Annotated in this window: 12 protein-coding genes; 5 read left to right on the top strand and 7 right to left on the bottom strand. The window is 62.9% G+C overall.

The genetic code is table 11. From position 1 onward, the window contains the following. Positions 1 to 43: 43 nt before the first annotated feature. Positions 44 to 928, bottom strand: coding sequence for a translation elongation factor Ts (gene tsf / locus MB84_RS10795; protein ID WP_046291780.1), 885 nt, complete (start codon positions 926 to 928; stop codon positions 44 to 46). Positions 929 to 1,082: 154 nt separating this feature from the next. After that, positions 1,083 to 1,832, bottom strand: a complete 750-nt coding sequence (gene rpsB, locus MB84_RS10790) for a 30S ribosomal protein S2 (RefSeq protein ID WP_039398738.1) — start codon at positions 1,830 to 1,832, stop codon at positions 1,083 to 1,085. 529 nt (positions 1,833 to 2,361) lie between these two features. Between rpsB and map the strand changes: the two genes are divergently transcribed. From map to MB84_RS10775, 3 genes are all read left to right on the top strand, one after another. Continuing rightward, entirely contained in the window at positions 2,362 to 3,189 is an 828-nt protein-coding gene (gene map / locus MB84_RS10785) for a type I methionyl aminopeptidase (protein WP_046291779.1), read from the top strand. Between the two features lie 136 nt (positions 3,190 to 3,325). Beyond that, entirely contained in the window at positions 3,326 to 5,890 is a 2,565-nt protein-coding gene (locus MB84_RS10780; protein ID WP_046291778.1) for a [protein-PII] uridylyltransferase, read from the top strand. After that, positions 5,887 to 7,725, top strand: coding sequence for a pseudouridine synthase (locus MB84_RS10775; protein ID WP_046291777.1), 1,839 nt, complete (start codon positions 5,887 to 5,889; stop codon positions 7,723 to 7,725). The genes MB84_RS10780 and MB84_RS10775 overlap by 4 nt, the downstream gene beginning before the upstream one ends. Before the next feature lie 129 nt (positions 7,726 to 7,854). On the opposite strand, the gene def is transcribed toward MB84_RS10775, so the two are convergent. The 5 genes from def to MB84_RS10750 form a co-directional block, all read right to left on the bottom strand. Continuing rightward, positions 7,855 to 8,388, bottom strand: a complete 534-nt coding sequence (gene def, locus MB84_RS10770) for a peptide deformylase (RefSeq protein WP_039398748.1) — start codon at positions 8,386 to 8,388, stop codon at positions 7,855 to 7,857. Between the two features lie 16 nt (positions 8,389 to 8,404). Next, complete coding sequence (gene ligA, locus MB84_RS10765; protein WP_046291776.1) at positions 8,405 to 10,546, bottom strand: NAD-dependent DNA ligase LigA; 2,142 nt, start codon at positions 10,544 to 10,546, stop codon at positions 8,405 to 8,407. Between the two features lie 197 nt (positions 10,547 to 10,743). Then, positions 10,744 to 12,213 (bottom strand): cell division protein ZipA C-terminal FtsZ-binding domain-containing protein, encoded by a 1,470-nt coding sequence (locus tag MB84_RS10760; RefSeq protein WP_046291775.1) that lies wholly within the window; start codon positions 12,211 to 12,213, stop codon positions 10,744 to 10,746. A gap of 39 nt (positions 12,214 to 12,252) precedes the next feature. Next, positions 12,253 to 15,768, bottom strand: coding sequence for a chromosome segregation protein SMC (gene smc, locus MB84_RS10755; protein WP_046291774.1), 3,516 nt, complete (start codon positions 15,766 to 15,768; stop codon positions 12,253 to 12,255). A 166-nt stretch (positions 15,769 to 15,934) separates the two neighbouring features. Next, the gene (locus MB84_RS10750; RefSeq protein WP_157122690.1) at positions 15,935 to 16,930 is read right to left on the bottom strand and encodes a DMT family transporter; all 996 of its coding nucleotides are present in this window, start codon (positions 16,928 to 16,930) and stop codon (positions 15,935 to 15,937) included. Between the two features lie 375 nt (positions 16,931 to 17,305). Here MB84_RS10750 and dapC point away from each other — a divergent pair, with 375 nt between their 5' ends. Next, complete coding sequence (gene dapC / locus MB84_RS10745; RefSeq protein ID WP_046291773.1) at positions 17,306 to 18,508, top strand: succinyldiaminopimelate transaminase; 1,203 nt, start codon at positions 17,306 to 17,308, stop codon at positions 18,506 to 18,508. A 24-nt stretch (positions 18,509 to 18,532) separates the two neighbouring features. Further along, positions 18,533 to 19,360: a 2,3,4,5-tetrahydropyridine-2,6-dicarboxylate N-succinyltransferase gene (dapD, locus tag MB84_RS10740; RefSeq protein WP_046291772.1), complete on the top strand. Its 828-nt coding sequence runs from the start codon at positions 18,533 to 18,535 to the stop codon at positions 19,358 to 19,360. The last annotated feature ends 80 nt before the right edge of the window (positions 19,361 to 19,440 follow it).

Raw genomic sequence — 19,440 nt, 5'->3', positions numbered from 1 at the left:
GGGGACGACACCGCCGCCCCCGGATACTACGGTACTGCGCGAATTACGACTGCTGCTTTGCAGCGGCCACCTGAGCAGCCACTTCTGCAGCGAAATCGTCTTGCTTCTTCTCGATGCCTTCGCCAACCACGAACATGGTGAAACCCTTGACCGTGGTGTTGTTGGCCTTGAGCATCTGCTCGACGGTTGCCTTGTCGTCCTTCACGTACGTCTGATTGAACAGCGAGACTTCCTTCAGGAACTTCTGCACGCTGCCTTCCACCATCTTGGCGACGATCTCGGCCGGCTTGCCCGATTCGGCGGCCTTCTCGGCGGCAATCTTGCGTTCCTTCTCGATAAGATCTGCCGCGACCTGGTCGCCCGACACGGCGACCGGCTTCATGGCAGCGATGTGCATCGCGACATTCTTGCCCACTTCGGCGTCGGCACCTTCATACTCGACGATCACGCCGATACGCGTACCGTGCAGATACGACGCCAGCTTGCCCGACGTTTCGTAACGCTGGAAGCGGCGAATCGTCATGTTCTCGCCGATCTTGCCGATCAGGTCGGCACGGATCTGGTCAACGGTCTTGCCGTCGAGCGGCAGCGCCGACAGCGCAGCGACGTCGGCCGGATTGTTCTCGGCGACCAGCTTGGCGACGTCGTCTGCGAACTTCAGGAAGTCGTCGTTCTTGGAGACGAAGTCGGTTTCGCAGTTGATTTCAACCACGGCACCCTTACCGCCGTCGATGTAAGCCGAGATCACGCCTTCGGCCGTGATACGGCTTGCAGCCTTGCTGGCCTTGCTGCCCAGCTTGACACGCAGGATTTCTTCAGCACGAAGCATGTCGCCGTCGGCTTCGGTCAGCGCCTTCTTGCATTCCATCATCGGCGCATCGGTCTTGGCGCGCAGTTCGCCCACCATTGCTGCAGTAATTGCCGGCATATCGTTACTCCTGTATATCGAATCAGTCGGGAGAGGGTTTCACAAGACCGGCCTCACTGCCCGGCCTTGGCGCCCCACTCACCCGACGCGGGGAAATCGGACTAAAAAAAAGGGGCGCCACAAGCAGCCCCTTTTGTTACGCAGCGGTGGCCGCTTACGCCTCTTCGTTCACTTCGACGAACTCGTCGCCTTCGCCGCGAACGGCTTCGACAACTTCCTTGACGGCGTTTGCACGGCCTTCGAGGATTGCGTCGGCAACGCCTTGCACGTACAGCTCGACAGCCTTGCTCGAGTCGTCGTTACCCGGGATCACGTAATCCACACCTTCCGGCGAGTGGTTCGTATCGACCACGGCGATCACCGGAATGCCCAGCTTGTTGGCTTCGGTGATGGCGATCTTGTGGTAGCCGACGTCGACGACGAAGATGGCGTCGGGCATACCGCCCATTTCCTTTACGCCACCGATCGACTTCTGCAGCTTGGCCATTTCGCGATCGAACAGCAGCGCTTCCTTCTTGCTCATGCGCTCTTGTTCGCCGGCTTCCAGAGCCTGCTCCATGTCCTTGAGCTTCTTGATCGACGACTTCAGCGTCTTGAAGTTCGTCAGCATGCCGCCCAGCCAACGGTTGTTGACGTAAGGCATACCGGCACGTGCTGCGGCTTCCGCCACGATGTCACGCGCTTGACGCTTCGTGCCCACGAACAGGATCGTGCCGCGGTTTGCTGCCAGTTGACGCACGTACTTCAGTGCGTCCTGGTACATCGGCAACGTCTTTTCGAGGTTGATGATGTGAATCTTGTTGCGATGGCCGAAGATATAGGGGGCCATCTTGGGGTTCCAGAAACGGGTTTGGTGACCAAAGTGGACGCCCGCTTCCAGCATCTGACGCATCGTGACAGACATGTGATTCTCCGTGAGGGTTAGGTCTTAGACCGGCTGCCGTACCCGTTTCGTCAGACTGCCATACAGCTTTGCATGACCCGCCTGCGAAGATCGGGCACCCTGGGTGCGCCGGCCCGCGATTTCAAAATTTCCAAGCCGAGAAGACCGATCGTTGCCCGACGAATCACCGAATTCGGCGCCTTTCGGCACCAACTTGGGGCTAAACACCCCAAAACCCCGGCTAATCGCACCAAAAACCAAGGGGAAACCCTTGACCATATTGACAACTCGTCCTCGACTTAGCCCGAGATTATAGCATCGCACCGCGCCATCACTCAAGAGGCTCGTGAACTTGCGATGACAGACCGCAAATGCCCGGTTTGTGCGGCATCCCGGCCGGTTCGGCATCGCTTCCGACGCCTCGATCGGAACGATGGAAATTCGCTATCGGAATGCTCCGAAAACCACGCCGGACAAGGGCAAAACCCGGCCAAAACCCTCCATTGGTGCGATAATGCGTCACTGTTTCCGCACTTTGTCCGATTCCGCAATGGCCATCACTCTCAAAAATGCCCACGACATTGAAATGATGCGCGTCGCTTGCCGCCTGGCCAGCGAAGTGCTCGATTTCATTACACCGCACGTGCGCGCCGGCGTCACCACCGGGGAGCTCGACCGCCTCTGCCACGAATTTATGATCAAGGAGCAGGGCACCGTCCCTGCGCCGCTGAACTACCAGCCGCCCGGCTACCCGCCCTACCCCAAGGCCACCTGCATCTCGGTCAATGACGTGATCTGCCACGGCATTCCCGGCGATAAGGTCCTCAAAAACGGCGACGCGCTGAACATTGACATCACTGTCATCAAGGACGGCTACTTCGGCGACACGAGCCGCATGTTCATCGTCGGCGACGGCACAATCCTGGCCAAGCGTCTGGCGCAAGTCACCTATGAGTGCATGTGGCTCGGCATCAACCAGGTGCGTCCGGGCGCGCGTCTCGGCGACATCGGGCAGGCGATCCAGACGCACGCCGAGGCGCAGGGCTACAGCGTTGTGCGCGAATATTGCGGCCACGGGATCGGCCAGGTGTTCCATGAAGATCCGCAAATCCTGCACTACGGACGTCAAGGGACCGGCCTGGAATTGCAGGCCGGCATGATCTTTACCATCGAACCGATGATCAACGCTGGTAAGCGCGAAATTCGGACGATGCCCGATCAGTGGACCGTCAAGACGCGAGACCGCAGCCTGTCGGCCCAGTGGGAACACACCGTGCTGGTGACGGAGACGGGCCACGAGGTGCTGACTCATTCCGCCCAGACGCCCGCACCGCCGCCGGGCTCGTCGTACGTCACGTCGTTCGCAACTGCGGCTTAACAACGTAAGAACCGTCAGATTCCAACGAAGCAGTCACGTCCGGCCGCCGAACTTTGGCGGCCGCCCGGCCCGGCCTCGCAGCATTTCGCAGCGCGTTGCCCGGCCCGATTCGTTTATCCACTCCCTGGAAGCCGCCATGCACGCACGTGCACACGCCCCTTCTCCGCTACGTCAGGCCCTCAAGGACCGCAAGGCCGAACTCGTCGAACGATTTGTCGCAAACGGCAAGATCGACGGGTTGCTGCACGGTTTATGCCACGCCGTCGATCAGGCCATGCGCGACGCGTGGACCGAGTACCGGATGCCGGACGACTTCGCGCTCGTGGCGGTCGGCGGTTACGGACGCGGCGAGCTGTATCCGTATTCGGACGTGGACATTCTGTTGCTGCATCCGGGCACCGATGGCGAGGCGCTGACGTCGCACGTCGAGCCGTTCATCGGATTTCTCTGGGATATCGGCGTCGAGATCGGTTCATCGGTACGCACTGTCGACGAGTGCATCTCGGAAGCACAGGCTGACATCACCGTGCAAACGAGCCTGCTGGAGGCGCGTCTGCTCATCGGAAATCAGGCGCTGTTCGACAAATTTCAACAACGCTTCGCCGACGACCTCGACCCGCTCGCGTTCTTCCGGAGCAAGCAACTCGAGATCCGTCAGCGCCACGCGAAGTATCAGGACACCCCGTACAGCCTCGAGCCGAACTGCAAGGAAAGCCCGGGCGGCCTGCGCGACCTGCAAGTGATTCTGTGGATGACGAAGGCGGCTGGACTCGGCAATAGCTGGGCGGAGCTCTTCACGCGCGATCTGCTGACGGATCGCGAACTCAAGGAGTTGCGTCGCAACGAGCAATTTCTGAAGGGTTTGCGAGCGCGGCTCCATCTGCTGGCACGGCGTCGTCAGGACGTACTGGTGTTCGACCTTCAGACGGCCCTTGCGCAGAGCCTCGGCTTCGACGCCACAACGACCAAGCGCGCCAGCGAGCAACTCATGCGACGCTATTACTGGGCGGCAAAGGCGGTCTCGCAGCTCAATACGGTGCTGCTGCTGAACGTTGAAGCCCGACTGTTCCCTCAAACCAGCGGCGTCACTCGCGTGATCAACGAGCGCTTCGTCGAGAAGCAAGGGATGATCGAGATCGTCGACGACGAACTGTACACACGTCATCCGAATGCGATTCTCGAAACGTTCCTGCTGTACGAGCAAGTCGTCGGGGTGAAAGGGTTGTCTGCCAGAACCCTGAGGGCGCTCTACAACGCGCGCGAGCTCATGAACGGGCAGTGGCGTGCAGACCCTGAGAACCGCCGTACATTCCTCGAGATTTTGCAGCAGCCGCAGGGCATCACCCACGCCTTGCGGCTGATGAACCAGACCAGTGTGCTGGGCCGGTATCTGATCAACTTCCGCCGCGTGGTCGGGCAAATGCAGCACGACCTGTATCACGTGTACACGGTCGATCAGCACATTCTGATGGTCGTGCGTAACATTCGCCGTTTCGCGGTCGCGGAGCATACGCACGAGTATCCGTTTTGCAGTCAGCTGATCGCGAACTTCGACCGTCCGTGGGTGCTGACGATCGCCGCCCTCTTCCACGATATTGCAAAGGGTCGCGGTGGTGACCATTCGACGCTCGGTATGGTCGACGCGCGCACCTTCTGCACACGTCACGGCATCTCGAAGGAAGACACCGATCTGATCGTCTGGCTGGTCGGTGAACATCTGACGATGAGCACCGTGGCGCAAAAGCAGGACACCACCGATCCGGAAGTCATCCGACGTTTTGCGGAAAAAGTGGAAAACGAGCGTCGCCTGACCGCGCTTTACCTGCTCACCGTGGCAGACATTCGCGGCACCAGCCCGAAAGTCTGGAACGCCTGGAAAGGCAAGCTGCTCGAAGACCTTTATCGTCTGACGTTGCAGGTGCTGGGCGGCGCCAACCCGGACCCGCACGCGCAATTGAAGACGCGCAAGGAAGAAGCGCTCGGACTGTTGCGCCTGTACACCGTGCCGGAACGCGCGCAGGAAGCGCTCTGGAACACGCTGGACGTCGCGTACTTTCTGCGCAACGACCCGGCGGACGTGGCGTGGCAAACGCGCCATCTGTGGCGACATGTCGACAGTGCCTCGCCCATCGTCAAGGCGCGCCCATCGCCCATCGGCGAAGGGTTGCAGGTGTTGGTTTATGTGCGCGATCAGGTCGATCTGTTCGCGCGTATCTGTGGCTACTTCGAGCGCAAGGGACTGTCGATTCTTGACGCCAAAGTGCACACCACCAGCCAGGGCTTCGCGCTCGACAGCTTCCTGCTGACCGACCCGGGCCTCGACACGAGTTATCGCGACATCATCAATTTGGTGGAAAGCGAGTTGGTGTCGTTGCTCACGCGGGAAGAGCCTCTGGCAGAACCGAGCAAGGGGCGTCTGCCGCGCCGCTCGCGCAGCTTCCCGGTCACGCCGCGTGTCGATCTTCGGCCCGATGAACGTGGTCAGTACTACCTGCTATCGGTGTCGGCCAACGACCGCACCGGTTTGCTTTACGCGGTCGCTCGCGTGCTTGCGCGTCACGGCGTCAGCGTGCGAACCGCCCGCATCAATACCCTCGGCGAACGTGTCGAAGACACGTTCCTGCTCGACGGCAGCCGTTTGCAGGATAGTCGCCTGCAAATTGCCGTCGAGACCGAATTACTCGAAGCATTGGAACCATGAGCGATACCCCGCGCGCCAAATTGAGCGCCAAACACCCCCGCACCCTCGACAAGACGCGCTCCCCTGTGCGCTCGGCTGGCGCATTGCGCCGTCCGACCAAGGCAGTGCCCGCGTCGATGCTCGACGCCAGCGGCGCGAAGAAGCCTGCCGGGAAGCCGGCTCGCCCGCGTCCGGCGGACAATGACGCGACATCCGGTGGCGCTCGTCGCCCGGTCGGCAGCGGCACGGCGCCGCGCAAGCCAGCAGGCGGCGGCGCGCCTTACGAAAAGCGTCCAGCGGGCGAACGTCCGCCAGCACGCGGCCAACGCGAGCGCGTCGCCGGTGCACGCGCCGCCCGTTTCGACGACGAGTCCCGCGCACGTCGTGACTTTGACGATCGCGCACCGCGTCGCTTCGACGACGACCGTCCGCGTCGCAACACCGAAGGTGGTGCGCGTGGCGACTTCGCACGTCCGGTCAAGCGTGACTTCGATAACCGCGCGCCTCGTCGGTTTGACGAAGACCGCCCGCGTCGCAGTACCGTAGGTGGTGCACGTGGGGGCTTCGATGATCGCGCGCCGCGTCGCTTTGGTGAAGACCGTCCGCGCCGCAGCACCGAGGGTGGTGCACGTGGGGGCTTCGACGATCGCTCACCGCGTCGCTTTGACGAAGACCGTCCGCGCCGCAACACCGAGGGTGGTGCACGTGGGGGCTTCGATGGTCGCTCACCGCGTCGTTTTGACGAAGACCGTCCGCGTCGTAATACCGAAGGTGGTGCACGTGGCGACTTCGCACGTCCGGTCAAGCGTGACTTCGACAACCGCGCGCCTCGTCGCTTCGACGAAGACCGTGCGCGTCGAAATACCGAAGGTGGTTCACGTGGCGACTTCGCACGCCCTGCCAAGCGTGACTTCGATGATCGTGCGCCCCGTCGCTTCGATGACGACCGTCCGCGCCGCACTGCCGAGGGAGCCCCGCGTGGCCGCTTCTCGCGCGACGATCGCGACAGTCAGGCGAACCGCACCGCACGTCCCTCGCGTGCACCGCGAGTTGAGCGCGACGACGATGACGACGATATCAAGATCCACCACGACGCCGCTGGCTCGCTGCGCTTGTCCAAACGGATGTCCGAACTCGGCCTGTGCTCGCGGCGCGAAGCGGACGAGTGGATCGCCAAGGGCTGGGTCCGTGTCGACGGCAAGGTGGTGAAGGAACTGGGCACGAAGATTCTGCCCACGCAGGAAATCACCGTCGTGCAAGCCGCGCAGAAGGAACAGGCCAATCGTGTCACGATCCTGTTGCACAAGCCGGTGGGTTACGTCTCGGGTCAGGCGGAAGACGGCTACGATCCTGCTGTCGTGCTGGTGACCAGCGAGCATCACTGGGCCGAAGACGACGCCGGCGTGCGCTTCTCGCCGTCGCATCTGCGCAGTCTGGCGCCTGCCGGACGCCTCGACATCGACTCCACGGGCCTGCTCGTCCTCACACAGGACGGCCGCATTGCCAAGCAGTTGATCGGCGAGGATTCGGACATCGAGAAGGAATATCTCGTGCGCGTGTCGTACAACGAGCACTCGCAGAACGTGCAGGCGCACTTCCCGGCCGACCGCCTGGCGCTGCTACGTCACGGACTTGAGCTTGACGACCAACCGCTCAAGCCCGCACAGGTGGACTGGCAGAACCCGGAGCAACTTCGCTTCGTGCTCAAGGAAGGCAAGAAGCGTCAGATTCGCCGCATGTGCGAACTGGTCGGTTTGCACGTGACGGGCCTCAAACGAGTTCGCATGGGACAAATCACCCTGGGCAATCTGCCTGTGGGCGAATGGCGTTACCTGCGTGCTGGCGAAGGGTTCTGATTCGGCGACGATTCACTCGTCGCGGCCATGAAAAAGCCCGCCATCAGGCGGGCTTTTTTATCGTCACCGGCAAACGCCGGAGTGAAACGTCAATCGCAGATCAGGGACACATTAACCCCGGCGTCCCACTCAATCGTCGCTATTCGGATCGAGCCCCGGGAAAAGGATTTCGGTAAAACCGAACTTGCTGAAGTCGGTAATCCGCATCGGATAGAGCTTGCCGATCAGATGGTCACACTCGTGCTGCACGACACGGGCGTGAAATCCTTCCGCCACGCGGTCGATGGCGTGACCGTGCTGGTCGAATCCTTCGTAGCGCAGCATTGAATAGCGGTTGACCATACCGCGCAGGCCCGGCACCGACAGGCAGCCTTCCCAGCCCTCTTCCATGTCCTGCGTCAACGGCGTAATGACCGGGTTGATCAGCACGGTTTCCGGCACTTCCGGAGCGTCCGGATAGCGCTCGTTATGCTCGAAGCCGAAGATCACCACCTGCAGATCGACGCCGATCTGCGGTGCGGCAAGCCCGGCGCCGTTCGCATGCTTCATGGTCTCGAACATGTCGGCAATCAGCTCGTCCAACTCGGGCGTGCCGAACTGCTCGACAGGTTTGGCGATACGCAGCAAGCGCGGATCGCCCATCTTCAGAATGTCACGGATCATCGGTTCGGTCCTCACATCAAAGCGCGGCCAACATCGCGCGCATAGCGTCCTCGTCGAGCACGGGCACACCCAGTGCCTCGGCCTTTGCCAACTTGCTGCCCGCCTCTTCGCCCGCGACCACGTAGTCCGTTTTCGCAGACACCGAGCCAGCCACCTTGGCTCCCTGAGCTTCGAGCATTGCCTTCGCTTCGTCACGCGAGAGCGTCGGCAATGTTCCAGTCAACACAAACGTCTTGCCCGCCAGCGGCAACGGCGCGACGGCCGCCGGTTCCGACTCCGGCCACGTCACCCCCGCCGCCCGCAGTTGCTCGATCACTTCGACATTATGATCTTCGCAGAAGAAATTGTTGATCGACTCGGCCACAATCGGTCCGACGTCCGGAACGGCCAGCAGTTCCGCGAGATCGGAATCGCGTTTGCAGACGGCGATCAGGTTGTCGAGCTTGCCGAAGTGCCGCGCGAGATCCTTCGCCGTCGCTTCACCGACGTGGCGAATACCCAGTGCAAAGATAAAGCGCGCCAGCGTGGTATGACGCGCCGCATCGAGCGCCGCGACGAGATTGGCGGCCGATTTGTCGGCCATCCGGTCAAGCGCAGCGAGCTTGGCGACGCCCAGTTTGAACAGGTCGGCCGGGGTCCGAATGATCTGCTGATCGACCAGTTGCTCCACCAGTTTGTCGCCGAGCCCCTCGATATCGAGGGCGCGACGCTGGGCGAAGTGCAACAGCGCCTGCTTGCGCTGCGCGGCGCAAATCAGCCCGCCGGTGCATCGTGCGATCGCTTCGTCCGGAAGCTTCTCGATGGCGGAACCGCATACCGGACACTCAGTGGGCATCACGAAAGCACGCGCGTCCTCCGGGCGACGGTCCAGCACCGATCCGACGACTTCGGGAATCACATCGCCCGCGCGACGCACAATCACCGTATCGCCGATCATCACGTCCTTGCGACGAATTTCATCCTCGTTGTGCAGCGTGGCATTCGTCACCGTCGCGCCGCCAACGAACACCGGCGCAAGTCGCGCCACCGGTGTGATCGCCCCGGTGCGTCCGACTTGCACTTCGATGTCGAGCAACGTCGTCAGCGCCTCCTGCGCCGGAAATTTGTGCGCCAGGGCAAAGCGCGGGGCGCGCGAGACGAAGCCGAGACGATCCTGCTCGTCGCGACGATTGACCTTGTAGACCACGCCGTCGATGTCGTAAGGCAACGAGGCGCGCGCCTCACCGACTTCGCGGTAGAACGTCAGCAGTCCTTGCGCGCCCTGCACGACCTCCCGCTTGTCGTTGACCGGAATACCCAGCGTCACATACCAGTCGAGCAAGGCCGAGTGCGTCTCCGGCATCGGCACGCCGACCAGTTCGCCTACGCCGTAGGCGAAGAACGACAACGGACGCTTGGCCGTAATCTTCGAATCGAGCTGGCGAAGACTTCCGGCGGCCGCATTGCGCGGATTGACGAAAACCTTCTCGCCAGCCGCTTCCTGCGCCTCATTGAGCCTGTCGAAGTCCGCACGGAACATCAACACTTCGCCGCGCACTTCGAGTACTTCGGGCGGGTTGTCCGTCGCGAGCTTGAGGGGGATTTTCTTGATGGTGCGGATGTTGGCGGTGACGTCCTCGCCCGTCGTACCGTCGCCGCGGGTCGCAGCTTGCACGAGCATGCCCTGCTCGTAGCGCAACGCAATGGCCAGACCGTCGAACTTCAGCTCGGCGGCATACTCGACCGGCGCACCGAACAGATCGCCGGATGACGCATGGCCCGCCCCCGCAGCACCCGCAGCACCCGCAGCATCGGGACGCAGTCCGTCGCTCACGCGCCGGTCGAACGCCTCGACGTCCTCGTCGGCGAACCCGTTATTCAACGAAAGCATCGGCACACGGTGCACCACCGGTGCGAATCCGTCGACGGGCTTCCCACCGACACGCTGGGTGGGCGAATCGGCCTGCTGCAACTCGGGAAACGCATTCTCCAACGCGACGAGTTCGCCAAAGAGGCGGTCGTACTCCGCGTCGGGAATGAGCGGGGCATCGTCTTCGTAATAGGCGCGGTTGTGGCGGGCTAGCTCGTTGCGCAACTCGGCGGCACGTTGCGCGACGGCAGTAGCATCGGCTGGCGTAGGGGCGTTCGCGCCCTGACCCGGAACGGAAGTTTGGGACATGCGTGCAAGACTCGGAATACGAGAAGTCAGAACATTATGCCTTCGACGTGCGCCATTGCGCGTCGTCGACAGGTGCAATCCATCGGAACAAAAACGGAACAAAAACGCCGCTCACCCGACGGTGAACGGCGTGCATCGAATGCGACGGCAGGCCGCGTGAATCCGGCCGTGCCCAAACGCAGCAAATCGCCCTGGACTTACTGGCTGAACAAACGGCGGGTGACGGGCGAACCCGCCGGAAGACCGCGCGCCTCAAGGCGTTCGTAAAGCTTGAGCAATTGCTTGTCGACGTTTTGCAGCGCAGCATCCGAAAGCGGTCGACGTTGATCGTCCACCACGCGGCCACCGATACGCTGGCCGATCGAACGGGCGTAATCGCACATCAGACGGAACGGCAGGAGGTCTTCGTCGGCCACCGGCACGTCGAGCAGCATGGTGATCAGGTCGCCGCCCTTGTACGTCAGGTCGTCGCGCAGGAAGTTGGTGTCGCCGAATTGCAGCATGAACACCGGATTCTGACGCGAATCGAGTTTGACGAAACGCATGCCATCACGCGAGAGCAGCAAGCCGTCCTGTGTCGCGACGGCCTGTACATAGTTGGCCGACCACGGCGCGCCGTCCGACAGCACATTGACCGACAATTGAGCGTCGCATTGTGCGGCAAAGCTGTCGAGTTCACGGCCGCGGGCGACCGTTTCCATCATGTCGGGCAATTCAGGCAAGGCATCGACGGCATCCGCCAGCGTCTGCACGAGATTCGAGAACTCGGAGAACTCGACTTCGTTCAGGGCGCCCGCGCGATTGGCCAACTGTACCGCCATGCGCAACTGATGATATCGGCCACCCGTGCGAATCGGCTCCCATGCGGACGCTTCGTCAATGCGGCCTTCTACGTTCACCGGCTTGCTGCCCGCGCGGCGCATGCGCACCGTCAGCGGCATCAACCGTTCGGCGGCCACCAAGTTCGCCAACGGCAACTCGACGACGCAGTCGATACGCTCGTCGATGATCGGGGGCGGTCCGCTCGGCGCCGCCGGACGCGCGGCTGGAACCGGCGCTGCGGGCGTTGCCGGTGCGGGCACCGCAGCGTCGGTGGATGTCGGGGCAGCATCGACTTGCAGCGCAACCGCTTCGGCATCGGCCGCCGCTGCGGCGTTAGCGGCAGCACCTGCCGTGGCAGCGTCTACCGTGTCGTCGGCGGCCAGTTCAGCGTCGACGCGTGCGACCGCGCTGGCTGTCGCCGCTTCCTGCGCATCGCGGCGTTGCGCCTCATCGACGTCACCCGGCTGGACGGGCGCAGTGTCGGCAACCACGTCCGAATCGCCACCTTCTGCAGCCCGTGCAGCCGCCTCCTGCGCGGCACGCTTGCGCGCTGCCGGCGGGGCGTCCCAGGCATCTTCATTGATGGCAAAAGCGTCTTGCACCGACGTGCCGGCCGCAGCCGGTCCAAGCGTGGGCACGCGCGGCGGCGACAGCGTCGGTTCGATGAACGGGCGGTCGTCGTCGGTGTCGGGCGTGCCGGCGGTCGCGTCGATACCCGCCCCGTCGACCGGCATGCGACGCGGTATGCGCGCGCGTGCCTTGCTGCCTTGCCAGGCGTTATATGCCACCACTCCCAGCAGTACCACTACCCCTGCGGCAATCAAGCTCAGCTGCAGTTCATTCATGCGCGGCGTTCCTCTCTCTTCTCCATCGTAGGCGCGGGGTCAGGCGATCTCGGCCAGATTGATCGCAGACTCCATGTCCACCGCCACGATCCGCGACACCCCTTGTTCCTGCATGGTGACGCCGATGAGCTGATTGGCCATTTCCATCGCGATTTTGTTATGCGAAATAAATACGAATTGGGTACGGTCCGACATGCGCGCCACCATCTTGGCGTAGCGCTCGGTGTTAGCGTCGTCGAGCGGCGCGTCCACCTCGTCAAGCAAACAGAAAGGCGCGGGATTGAGCTGGAACATCCCGAACACCAGCGCAATGGCCGTGAGCGCCTTCTCTCCCCCTGACAGCAGATGGATCGTAGAGTTCTTCTTGCCCGGCGGTTGCGCCATGACCTGCACACCGGCGTCGAGAATCTCGTCGCCGGTCATGATGAGTTTCGCCTGGCCGCCACCGAACAGCATCGGGAACAGTTCGCCGAAATGCTTGTTCACTTCGTCGAACGTGCCTTGCAACAGCACACGCGTCTCTTCGTCGATCTTGCGGATGGCGCCTTCGAGGGTCTCGATGGCGTCGTTCAGGTCGGCCGATTGCGCATCGAGGAAGACCTTGCGCTCGCGCGCCGTCTCCAACTCTTCGAGCGCGGCCATGTTGACCGGTCCGAGCGCGTTGATCGCGTTGTTGATGCGCGTGACCTCGCCCTGCAGATACGACGGCTTCATGTCCGCCGTCAACTTCGCGGAGAGCGCCTCCTCGTCCACTTCGGCCGTCGTCAGTTGCTCGACGAACTGCTCGCGATTCAGGCGTGCCGCCTGCTCCTTCAATTGCAATTCCGTGATGCGATCGCGCAGAGGCTGCAAACCACGCTCAGCGGCCAGCCGCTCTTCGTCGCTTTGACGCAATTTTTGCGTCAGTGCGTCGAGCTCGATACGGGCAGCCCCCAGAATCTCTTCCTTCTCGGCGCGCAGTTCGAGTGCGTCCTGCAGACCGTTTTCGGCCGTCTGCTCGGTAATCTGTGCGAGTTCCGCCTGCGCCTGCTCGATCGAGACGACGAGGCGCTCGGCCTGTTCGAGCGCCGTCTGAATGTTGCGGCGATGCTCGTCGATCTTGCTGGAGATGCCCTTCTGTCCGTACGACGCTTCCTGTGCCAGGCGCTCCAGTTCACGGGCCCGATTACGCGCGTCGGACAACTGGCTGTCGAGCGATTCGAATTCAAGCTGGCCGTCTTCGAACGTCGCCTGCAACTCGGCCAGACGCGCATCGCTTTGTTCGAAGTTCGCCTCCGACTCGGCACGCATCGCCAGTTGCTCTTCGATCTGTGCGGCGATTTCGCGCAGCTCTTCGTCGATCTGCGTGCTGCGGGCGTTGTAACGCTCGTAAGCCTGCGTGAGCTTGAGCACGTCCATCTGCAAAGCATGCACGCGTTGCGTGGCGCGCTCGGCGCGTCCGCGCACTTCGCTCAGCGACTGCGCTGCCTGACTGTAGGCCGCCTCGGCGCGCACGGCAGCCGATTTGGCTTCGTCGGAAAGCAATGCCTGTGCACGCAGTTGCTTGCCCAGATTCTCGATTTCCTGCTGACGGGCGAGCAAACCGGCCTGCTCGGAGTCCGCCGCATAAAGCTGGACGCCAACACGCGTGACCTGATGGCCTGCCTTGACGACAATCGACGCGCCTTCCGGCAACTGCGCGCGGGCAACCATCGCCTGCGCAAGATCGTCGGCAACGAACACGTGGCCGAGCCATTCCTGCAACACGGCTCGCAAGCCCGGATCGTCGATGCGCAGCAACGACAACAGCGGACGCAGCGACGCCGGCGCTTCCACCGCACGCGCAGCCGGTGGCGGCGAATAGAACGCCAGCTTGGCCGGCGGCGCATCGCTCGCAAAGGCCTTCACCCAATCGAGGTTGCTGATTTCGAGCGCAGCGAGACGTTCGCGCAGCACCGATTCGAGCGCCGGCTCCCAGCCCGGCTCGATATGCAACTTCTTCCACAGACGCGGCAATTGCGCCAGCTCGTGCTTGTCGAGCCACGGCTGGACCTTGCCTTCCGTCTGCACACTTTCCTGGAGTTGCTTGAGCGCTGTCAGACGCGCCTCAAGCTGAGCGATCGTCGCCGCTTCCGACTGCACGCGCGCCTGCGCTTCGGCACGCTCGGCTTCGAGTCGTGGCAGACGTTCTTCAGCGTCCGCCAGTTCGGCCTGCGCGTCTTCGAGCATCGCCTGATGTTCGGCGAGGTCGCCGCGCTGGATCTCAAGCTCGGCTTCGTCGGGCTTGTCGAGCCCGCGCGCCTCACCCTGCAAACGCTCCTGACGCTGCTGCAACTGCTGCAACGCCTGATCGGCATTGCGCTGATGCGCGGCTTCAAGTTTGAGATTCTGCTCGACCTGCGCGATCTCGCTGCGTTGCTCGTTGAGCAGGTTCTGCGCGTCGCGCCAACCGGATTCGAGCGCGGGCAGCGCCTCGTTCTGATCGGCGGCCTGATCCTGCGCAGTCGCCGCGCGCTCCTCGGCGATGATGAGTTCTTCTTCGGCGAGTGCGAGTTCTTCCTCCGACTGCGCCGAACGGGCCTGCCACTGCTCGCGCTGCGAGGTCAGCGCCGCCAACTGGGCCTGCACGCGATTGCGCGACTCGACCACGTAACGAATTTCGGCTTCAAGACGGCTGACTTCCGAGTTCGCTTCGTACATGGCGCTCTGCGCGGCCTGTACTGCATCGGTGGCGGTATAGTGCGCGGCGCGCAGCGTTTCGAGATCGGACTCGGAGCCGCGCAGGCGCGACATCTGCGCTTCCAGATCGACCTGCGCCGACTCGATCGCGCGTTGCTGGCGTTCCTGCTCGTTCTGCGCTTCGTTTTTGCGAAGCAGCCAGAGCAACTGCTGCTTTTCTTCGCCGTCGCGTTGCAAGTCCTTGAACCGATTGGCGACGACCGCCTGCGATTCAAGCTTTTCGAGGTTGGTGCCCAGTTCGCGAAGAATGTCTTCCACGCGCGTGAGGTTTTCGCGCGTGTCCTGCAAACGGTTCTCGGTTTCGCGACGGCGCTCCTTGTACTTGGAGACGCCCGCGGCTTCTTCGAGAAACACGCGCAACTCTTCCGGCTTCGCCTCGATGATTCGTGAAATCATCCCCTGGCCGATGATGGCGTAGGCGCGCGGCCCCAGGCCCGTGCCGAGGAAGATGTCCTGAATATCGCGGCGGCGTGCCGGCAGGTTATTGATGTAGTAACTGGAGGTGCCGTCGCGCGTGAGCACGCGCTTGACGGCGATTTCGGCGTACTGGCTCCACTGCCCGGCGGCGCGCCCGGCGCTGTTGTCGAACACCAGTTCGACGCTTGCGCGGCTCGCCTGCTTGCGGGCGGTCGATCCGTTGAAAATCACGTCCTGCATCGATTCGCCGCGCAGCTCGGAAGCGCGCGACTCGCCGAGCACCCAGCGCACGGCATCGATGATGTTGGATTTGCCGCACCCGTTCGGGCCGACGATCCCGACCAACTGGCCGGGCACCGCGAAGTTCGTCGGGTCGACGAAGGATTTGAAGCCAGCGAGTTTGATGGAAGTCAGACGCACGGCAGGTTCGCTTTATCGGTCATTGAATGATAGGAAAGACGCAGACGCGCTAGCTGGTCCTGTCGGGCCTGCGCACGCTGGCGTGCACGGGCCACTTTTTTTGCTGCTGCCCTGCCGCATTTTTGCCGCTTTAGGCGTGCTTACGGCGTTACAACGACGGTACGCATCATACCATCGCATCCCCCGCCGTCGCGGATTTACAACGTCGTGAGTCGGGCAATATTCCGGACAGCACACCCGCCGCCACGATGCACAGCCCGCCGGCGATTTCCCGCACCCCCAGGCCTTCGCTGGCCAGCCACCAGGACGATATCGCCGCCACCACGATTTCGAAGAGCATGATGAGCGCCGCCTGATTGGCCGGCACCCGCGCCAGACCGAATTGCACGATGACGTTGGTCACCGCGATGGTGCAACCCAGCGCCAGCGCGACCGCAGCCGTTGCCGCACCGGACGCAAGCGCCGAGACCGCCGCCTGCCCGGCCTGGGTTCCACCGTCGAACGGCAAGACCAGCAAGCCGCCTACGACACAGCCCAAATAGAGCGTCCAACTGCGCATTTCGGCCGGAACGCCGGGCAACGCCTGGCTGACACGACGCAACAGCACGTTATTGAGCGCAAACGCCGCCCCGGCGACAGCACCGGCCCACTCACCCGGATTGTTCGGCACCGGCCAGCCCAGCGCGGGCGACCAAAGCATCAGGCCCGCACCGCCCAGCGCCAGCGCAATCAGCCCGACACCACGCAGGCCGACCCGCTCGCCGAGCAGACAGTGGGCAAACAACGCCGTCCATACCGGGGTGAGGTAGAACAGCAGCAACACGCGCATGACGTGGCCGTGCGTAGTGCCCCAGACGAAGGCGACGTTGGTCGTGCCGCCGGCGAACGCCACGCCGACAAGCAGCCACGACCAGCGCAGCGTGCCGAGCGAGCGTCGGTAGACGAGCGAGAGCAGCAGGATGGCCACGGTGGCCGTACAGATCTGGGCCGGCACCGCGGCAACGCCCCACTGAGCCAGAACGCGGTACGGGAACCAGGCCAGCCCCCAGACGGACGATCCGATGAGAATGGCCAGGGCAGGCGCTGCCCGGGTACCGAAGGAAATGCTGGAGGCGCCGGATTCGGGTTCCGGGCCACCCGCGCCGTTGCCGGCTACGGTCATACGCTTAACTCCTGAAAAACCTGAGATACTCCGCAGACTTGCCCCATTGGCGCCTCGGAATATGCTGAATTACGCGCCGGTCGCGCTTTGTGAGCGCCGTAACGGTATAATTTTCTCTTTGCCGATCTTGCCATTCTTGAACGCGTCCGGGAACCCCTTGGCGTGATGAAGCGGATAAGCGCCAGCCTATGCCCGGCCTGCGATCCGTCGAGTCTGAGGCAGGGAAGGCACGGTGTCGCTTAGCGCGCCGGTGCGTCCGCCGGTGCGCCTTCCGTCTCGCCCAGCCGCCCTGTGCGTTCCCGGGTGGCCCCGAATCCGCTCGACGACGCCTCGACTGGCGTTGCGAACCCTAGCCCTGAGTCTGTTTGAATCCAAGTGAACCCATTACTCGACAAGCTCCAGCCCTATCCCTTCGAACGCCTGAAGACACTGGTGGCGGACGTCACGCCCGCCAATACCTACAAGGCCATCAGCTTCGGTATCGGCGAGCCGAAGCATCCGACACCACAGTTCATCAAGGAAGCCCTGATCGAAGGGCTGGGCGGTCTCTCGAACTATCCGGCCACGGCCGGCGGCGAGCCGCTGCGCGCGGTCATCGCCCAATGGCTGGAACGCCGTTACGCGCTGCCCAACGTGAACCCGGCCACCGAAGTGCTGCCGGTCACGGGCTCGCGTGAAGCGCTCTTCTCTTTCGCCCAGGCCATTGTCGACGGCAGCAAACCCGGCGCGCGCGTGCTGTGCCCGAACCCCTTCTATCAGATCTACGAAGGCGCAACGCTGCTCGCCGGCGCAACGCCCTACTACGCCGACAGCGATCCGGCGCGCAACTTCGCGCCCGATTACGACGCCGTGCCGGCCGACGTGTGGCGCGACGTTCAGCTCGTCTATCTTTGCTCGCCCGGCAACCCGACCGGGGCCGTGCTGAGTCTGGCCGACTGGAAGCGTTTGTTCGAGTTGTCGGACGAATACGGCTTCGTGATCGCGTCCGACGAGTGCTACTCCGAGATTTACTTCGACGAAGAACGCGCGCCGCTGGGCGGTCTGGCTGCCGCCCATCAACTGGGCCGTGGATTCGAGCGCCTGGTGGTCTTTTCGAGTCTCTCGAAGCGCTCGAACGTGCCGGGCATGCGCTCGGGCTTCGTGGCGGGCGACGCCGCCATTCTCAAGAAATTCCTGCTGTATCGCACCTACCACGGGTGCGCCATGAGCCCGGCCGTGCAGGCCGCAAGCATCGCCGCATGGAACGACGAGGCGCACGTGCGCCTGAACCGCAGCAAGTACCTCAAGAAATTTCAGACGGTCACACCGATGCTGGCCGAAGTGCTTGACGTGCGGCTGCCCGACGCCGGTTTCTATCTGTGGGCAAAGGTCGACACGAAAACCGGCCTGTCGGACACGGAATTCACGCGCCAGTTGCTGGCGCAATACAATGTAGCCGTCCTGCCCGGATCCTATCTGGGACGTGCAGCGCACGGCGCCAATCCGGCGGAGAACTATGTCCGTATCGCCCTCGTGGCCGATGTGGACGAATGCACCGAAGGCGCCCAGCGCATCGTGCAATTCTGCCAATCCCTTTAATCCCAACTGCAACTGATTCTCGCCATGTCGCAACAACTGCAAACCCTCATCGATCAAGCCTGGGAAAACCGTGCCGAGATCTCGGCCAAGGCCGCGCCCGCCGACGTGCGCGAAGCCGTCGCCCACGTCATTGCCGAACTGGACAAGGGCGCGCTGCGTGTCGCCCAGAAACAAGACGGCCAATGGATCGTCAACCAGTGGATCAAGAAGGCCGTGCTGCTGTCGTTCCGACTGGAAGACAACGCCGTGATGCCCGCTGGCGGTTTCAGCCAGTTCTACGACAAGGTGCCGAGCAAGTTCGCCGACTACACCGCAGAAGACTTCGCCCGTGGCGGCTTCCGCGTCGTGCCGCCGGCCGTGGCTCGCCGTGGTTCGTTCATCGGCAAGAACGTCGTGCTGATGCCGTCGTACACCAACATCGGCGCATACGTCGACGAAGGCACGATGGTCGACACCTGGGCCACCGTCGGTTCGTGCGCCCAGATCGGCAAGAACGTTCACCTGTCGGGTGGCGTCGGCATCGGCGGCGTGCTCGAGCCGCTGCAAGCCAACCCGGTCATCATCGAAGACAACTGCTTCATCGGCGCCCGTTCGGAAGTCGTGGAAGGCGTGATCGTCGAGGAGAACTCGGTGATTTCGATGGGCGTGTATCTGGGTCAGTCGACCAAGATCTACGACCGCGAAACCGGTGAAGTTCATTACGGCCGCGTGCCCGCCGGTTCGGTCGTCGTGCCGGGCAACCTGCCCTCGAAGGATGGTAAGTACAGCCTGTACTGCGCCGTGATCGTCAAGAAGGTCGATGCGCAAACGCGCGCCAAGACGGCCATCAACGATCTGCTGCGCGGCGAATAATTCCGCGCAGGCGCCAAGGAGCCAACGTCGCGGCGGTGCTGCGACGCTGGCTTTGACCTTCGCGCTATGAAATCCGCGTC

Source organism: Pandoraea oxalativorans (genome assembly GCF_000972785.3).
Taxonomy (GTDB): domain Bacteria; phylum Pseudomonadota; class Gammaproteobacteria; order Burkholderiales; family Burkholderiaceae; genus Pandoraea; species Pandoraea oxalativorans.
Note: the sequence above shows the minus strand (reverse complement) of the source record. Positions and strands in the feature narration are given on the sequence as shown.

Coding starts and splice junctions, on each gene's coding strand:
- tsf (WP_046291780.1), bottom strand. CDS start 928: ATGCCGGCAATTACTGCAGCAATGGTGGGCGAACTGCGCGCCAAGACC.
- MB84_RS10760 (WP_046291775.1), bottom strand. CDS start 12,213: ATGAATGAACTGCAGCTGAGCTTGATTGCCGCAGGGGTAGTGGTACTG.
- rpsB (WP_039398738.1), bottom strand. CDS start 1,832: ATGTCTGTCACGATGCGTCAGATGCTGGAAGCGGGCGTCCACTTTGGT.
- MB84_RS10750 (WP_157122690.1), bottom strand. CDS start 16,930: ATGACCGTAGCCGGCAACGGCGCGGGTGGCCCGGAACCCGAATCCGGC.
- MB84_RS10780 (WP_046291778.1), top strand. CDS start 3,326: ATGCACGCACGTGCACACGCCCCTTCTCCGCTACGTCAGGCCCTCAAG.
- def (WP_039398748.1), bottom strand. CDS start 8,388: ATGATCCGTGACATTCTGAAGATGGGCGATCCGCGCTTGCTGCGTATC.
- ligA (WP_046291776.1), bottom strand. CDS start 10,546: ATGTCCCAAACTTCCGTTCCGGGTCAGGGCGCGAACGCCCCTACGCCA.
- map (WP_046291779.1), top strand. CDS start 2,362: ATGGCCATCACTCTCAAAAATGCCCACGACATTGAAATGATGCGCGTC.
- dapD (WP_046291772.1), top strand. CDS start 18,533: ATGTCGCAACAACTGCAAACCCTCATCGATCAAGCCTGGGAAAACCGT.
- MB84_RS10775 (WP_046291777.1), top strand. CDS start 5,887: ATGAGCGATACCCCGCGCGCCAAATTGAGCGCCAAACACCCCCGCACC.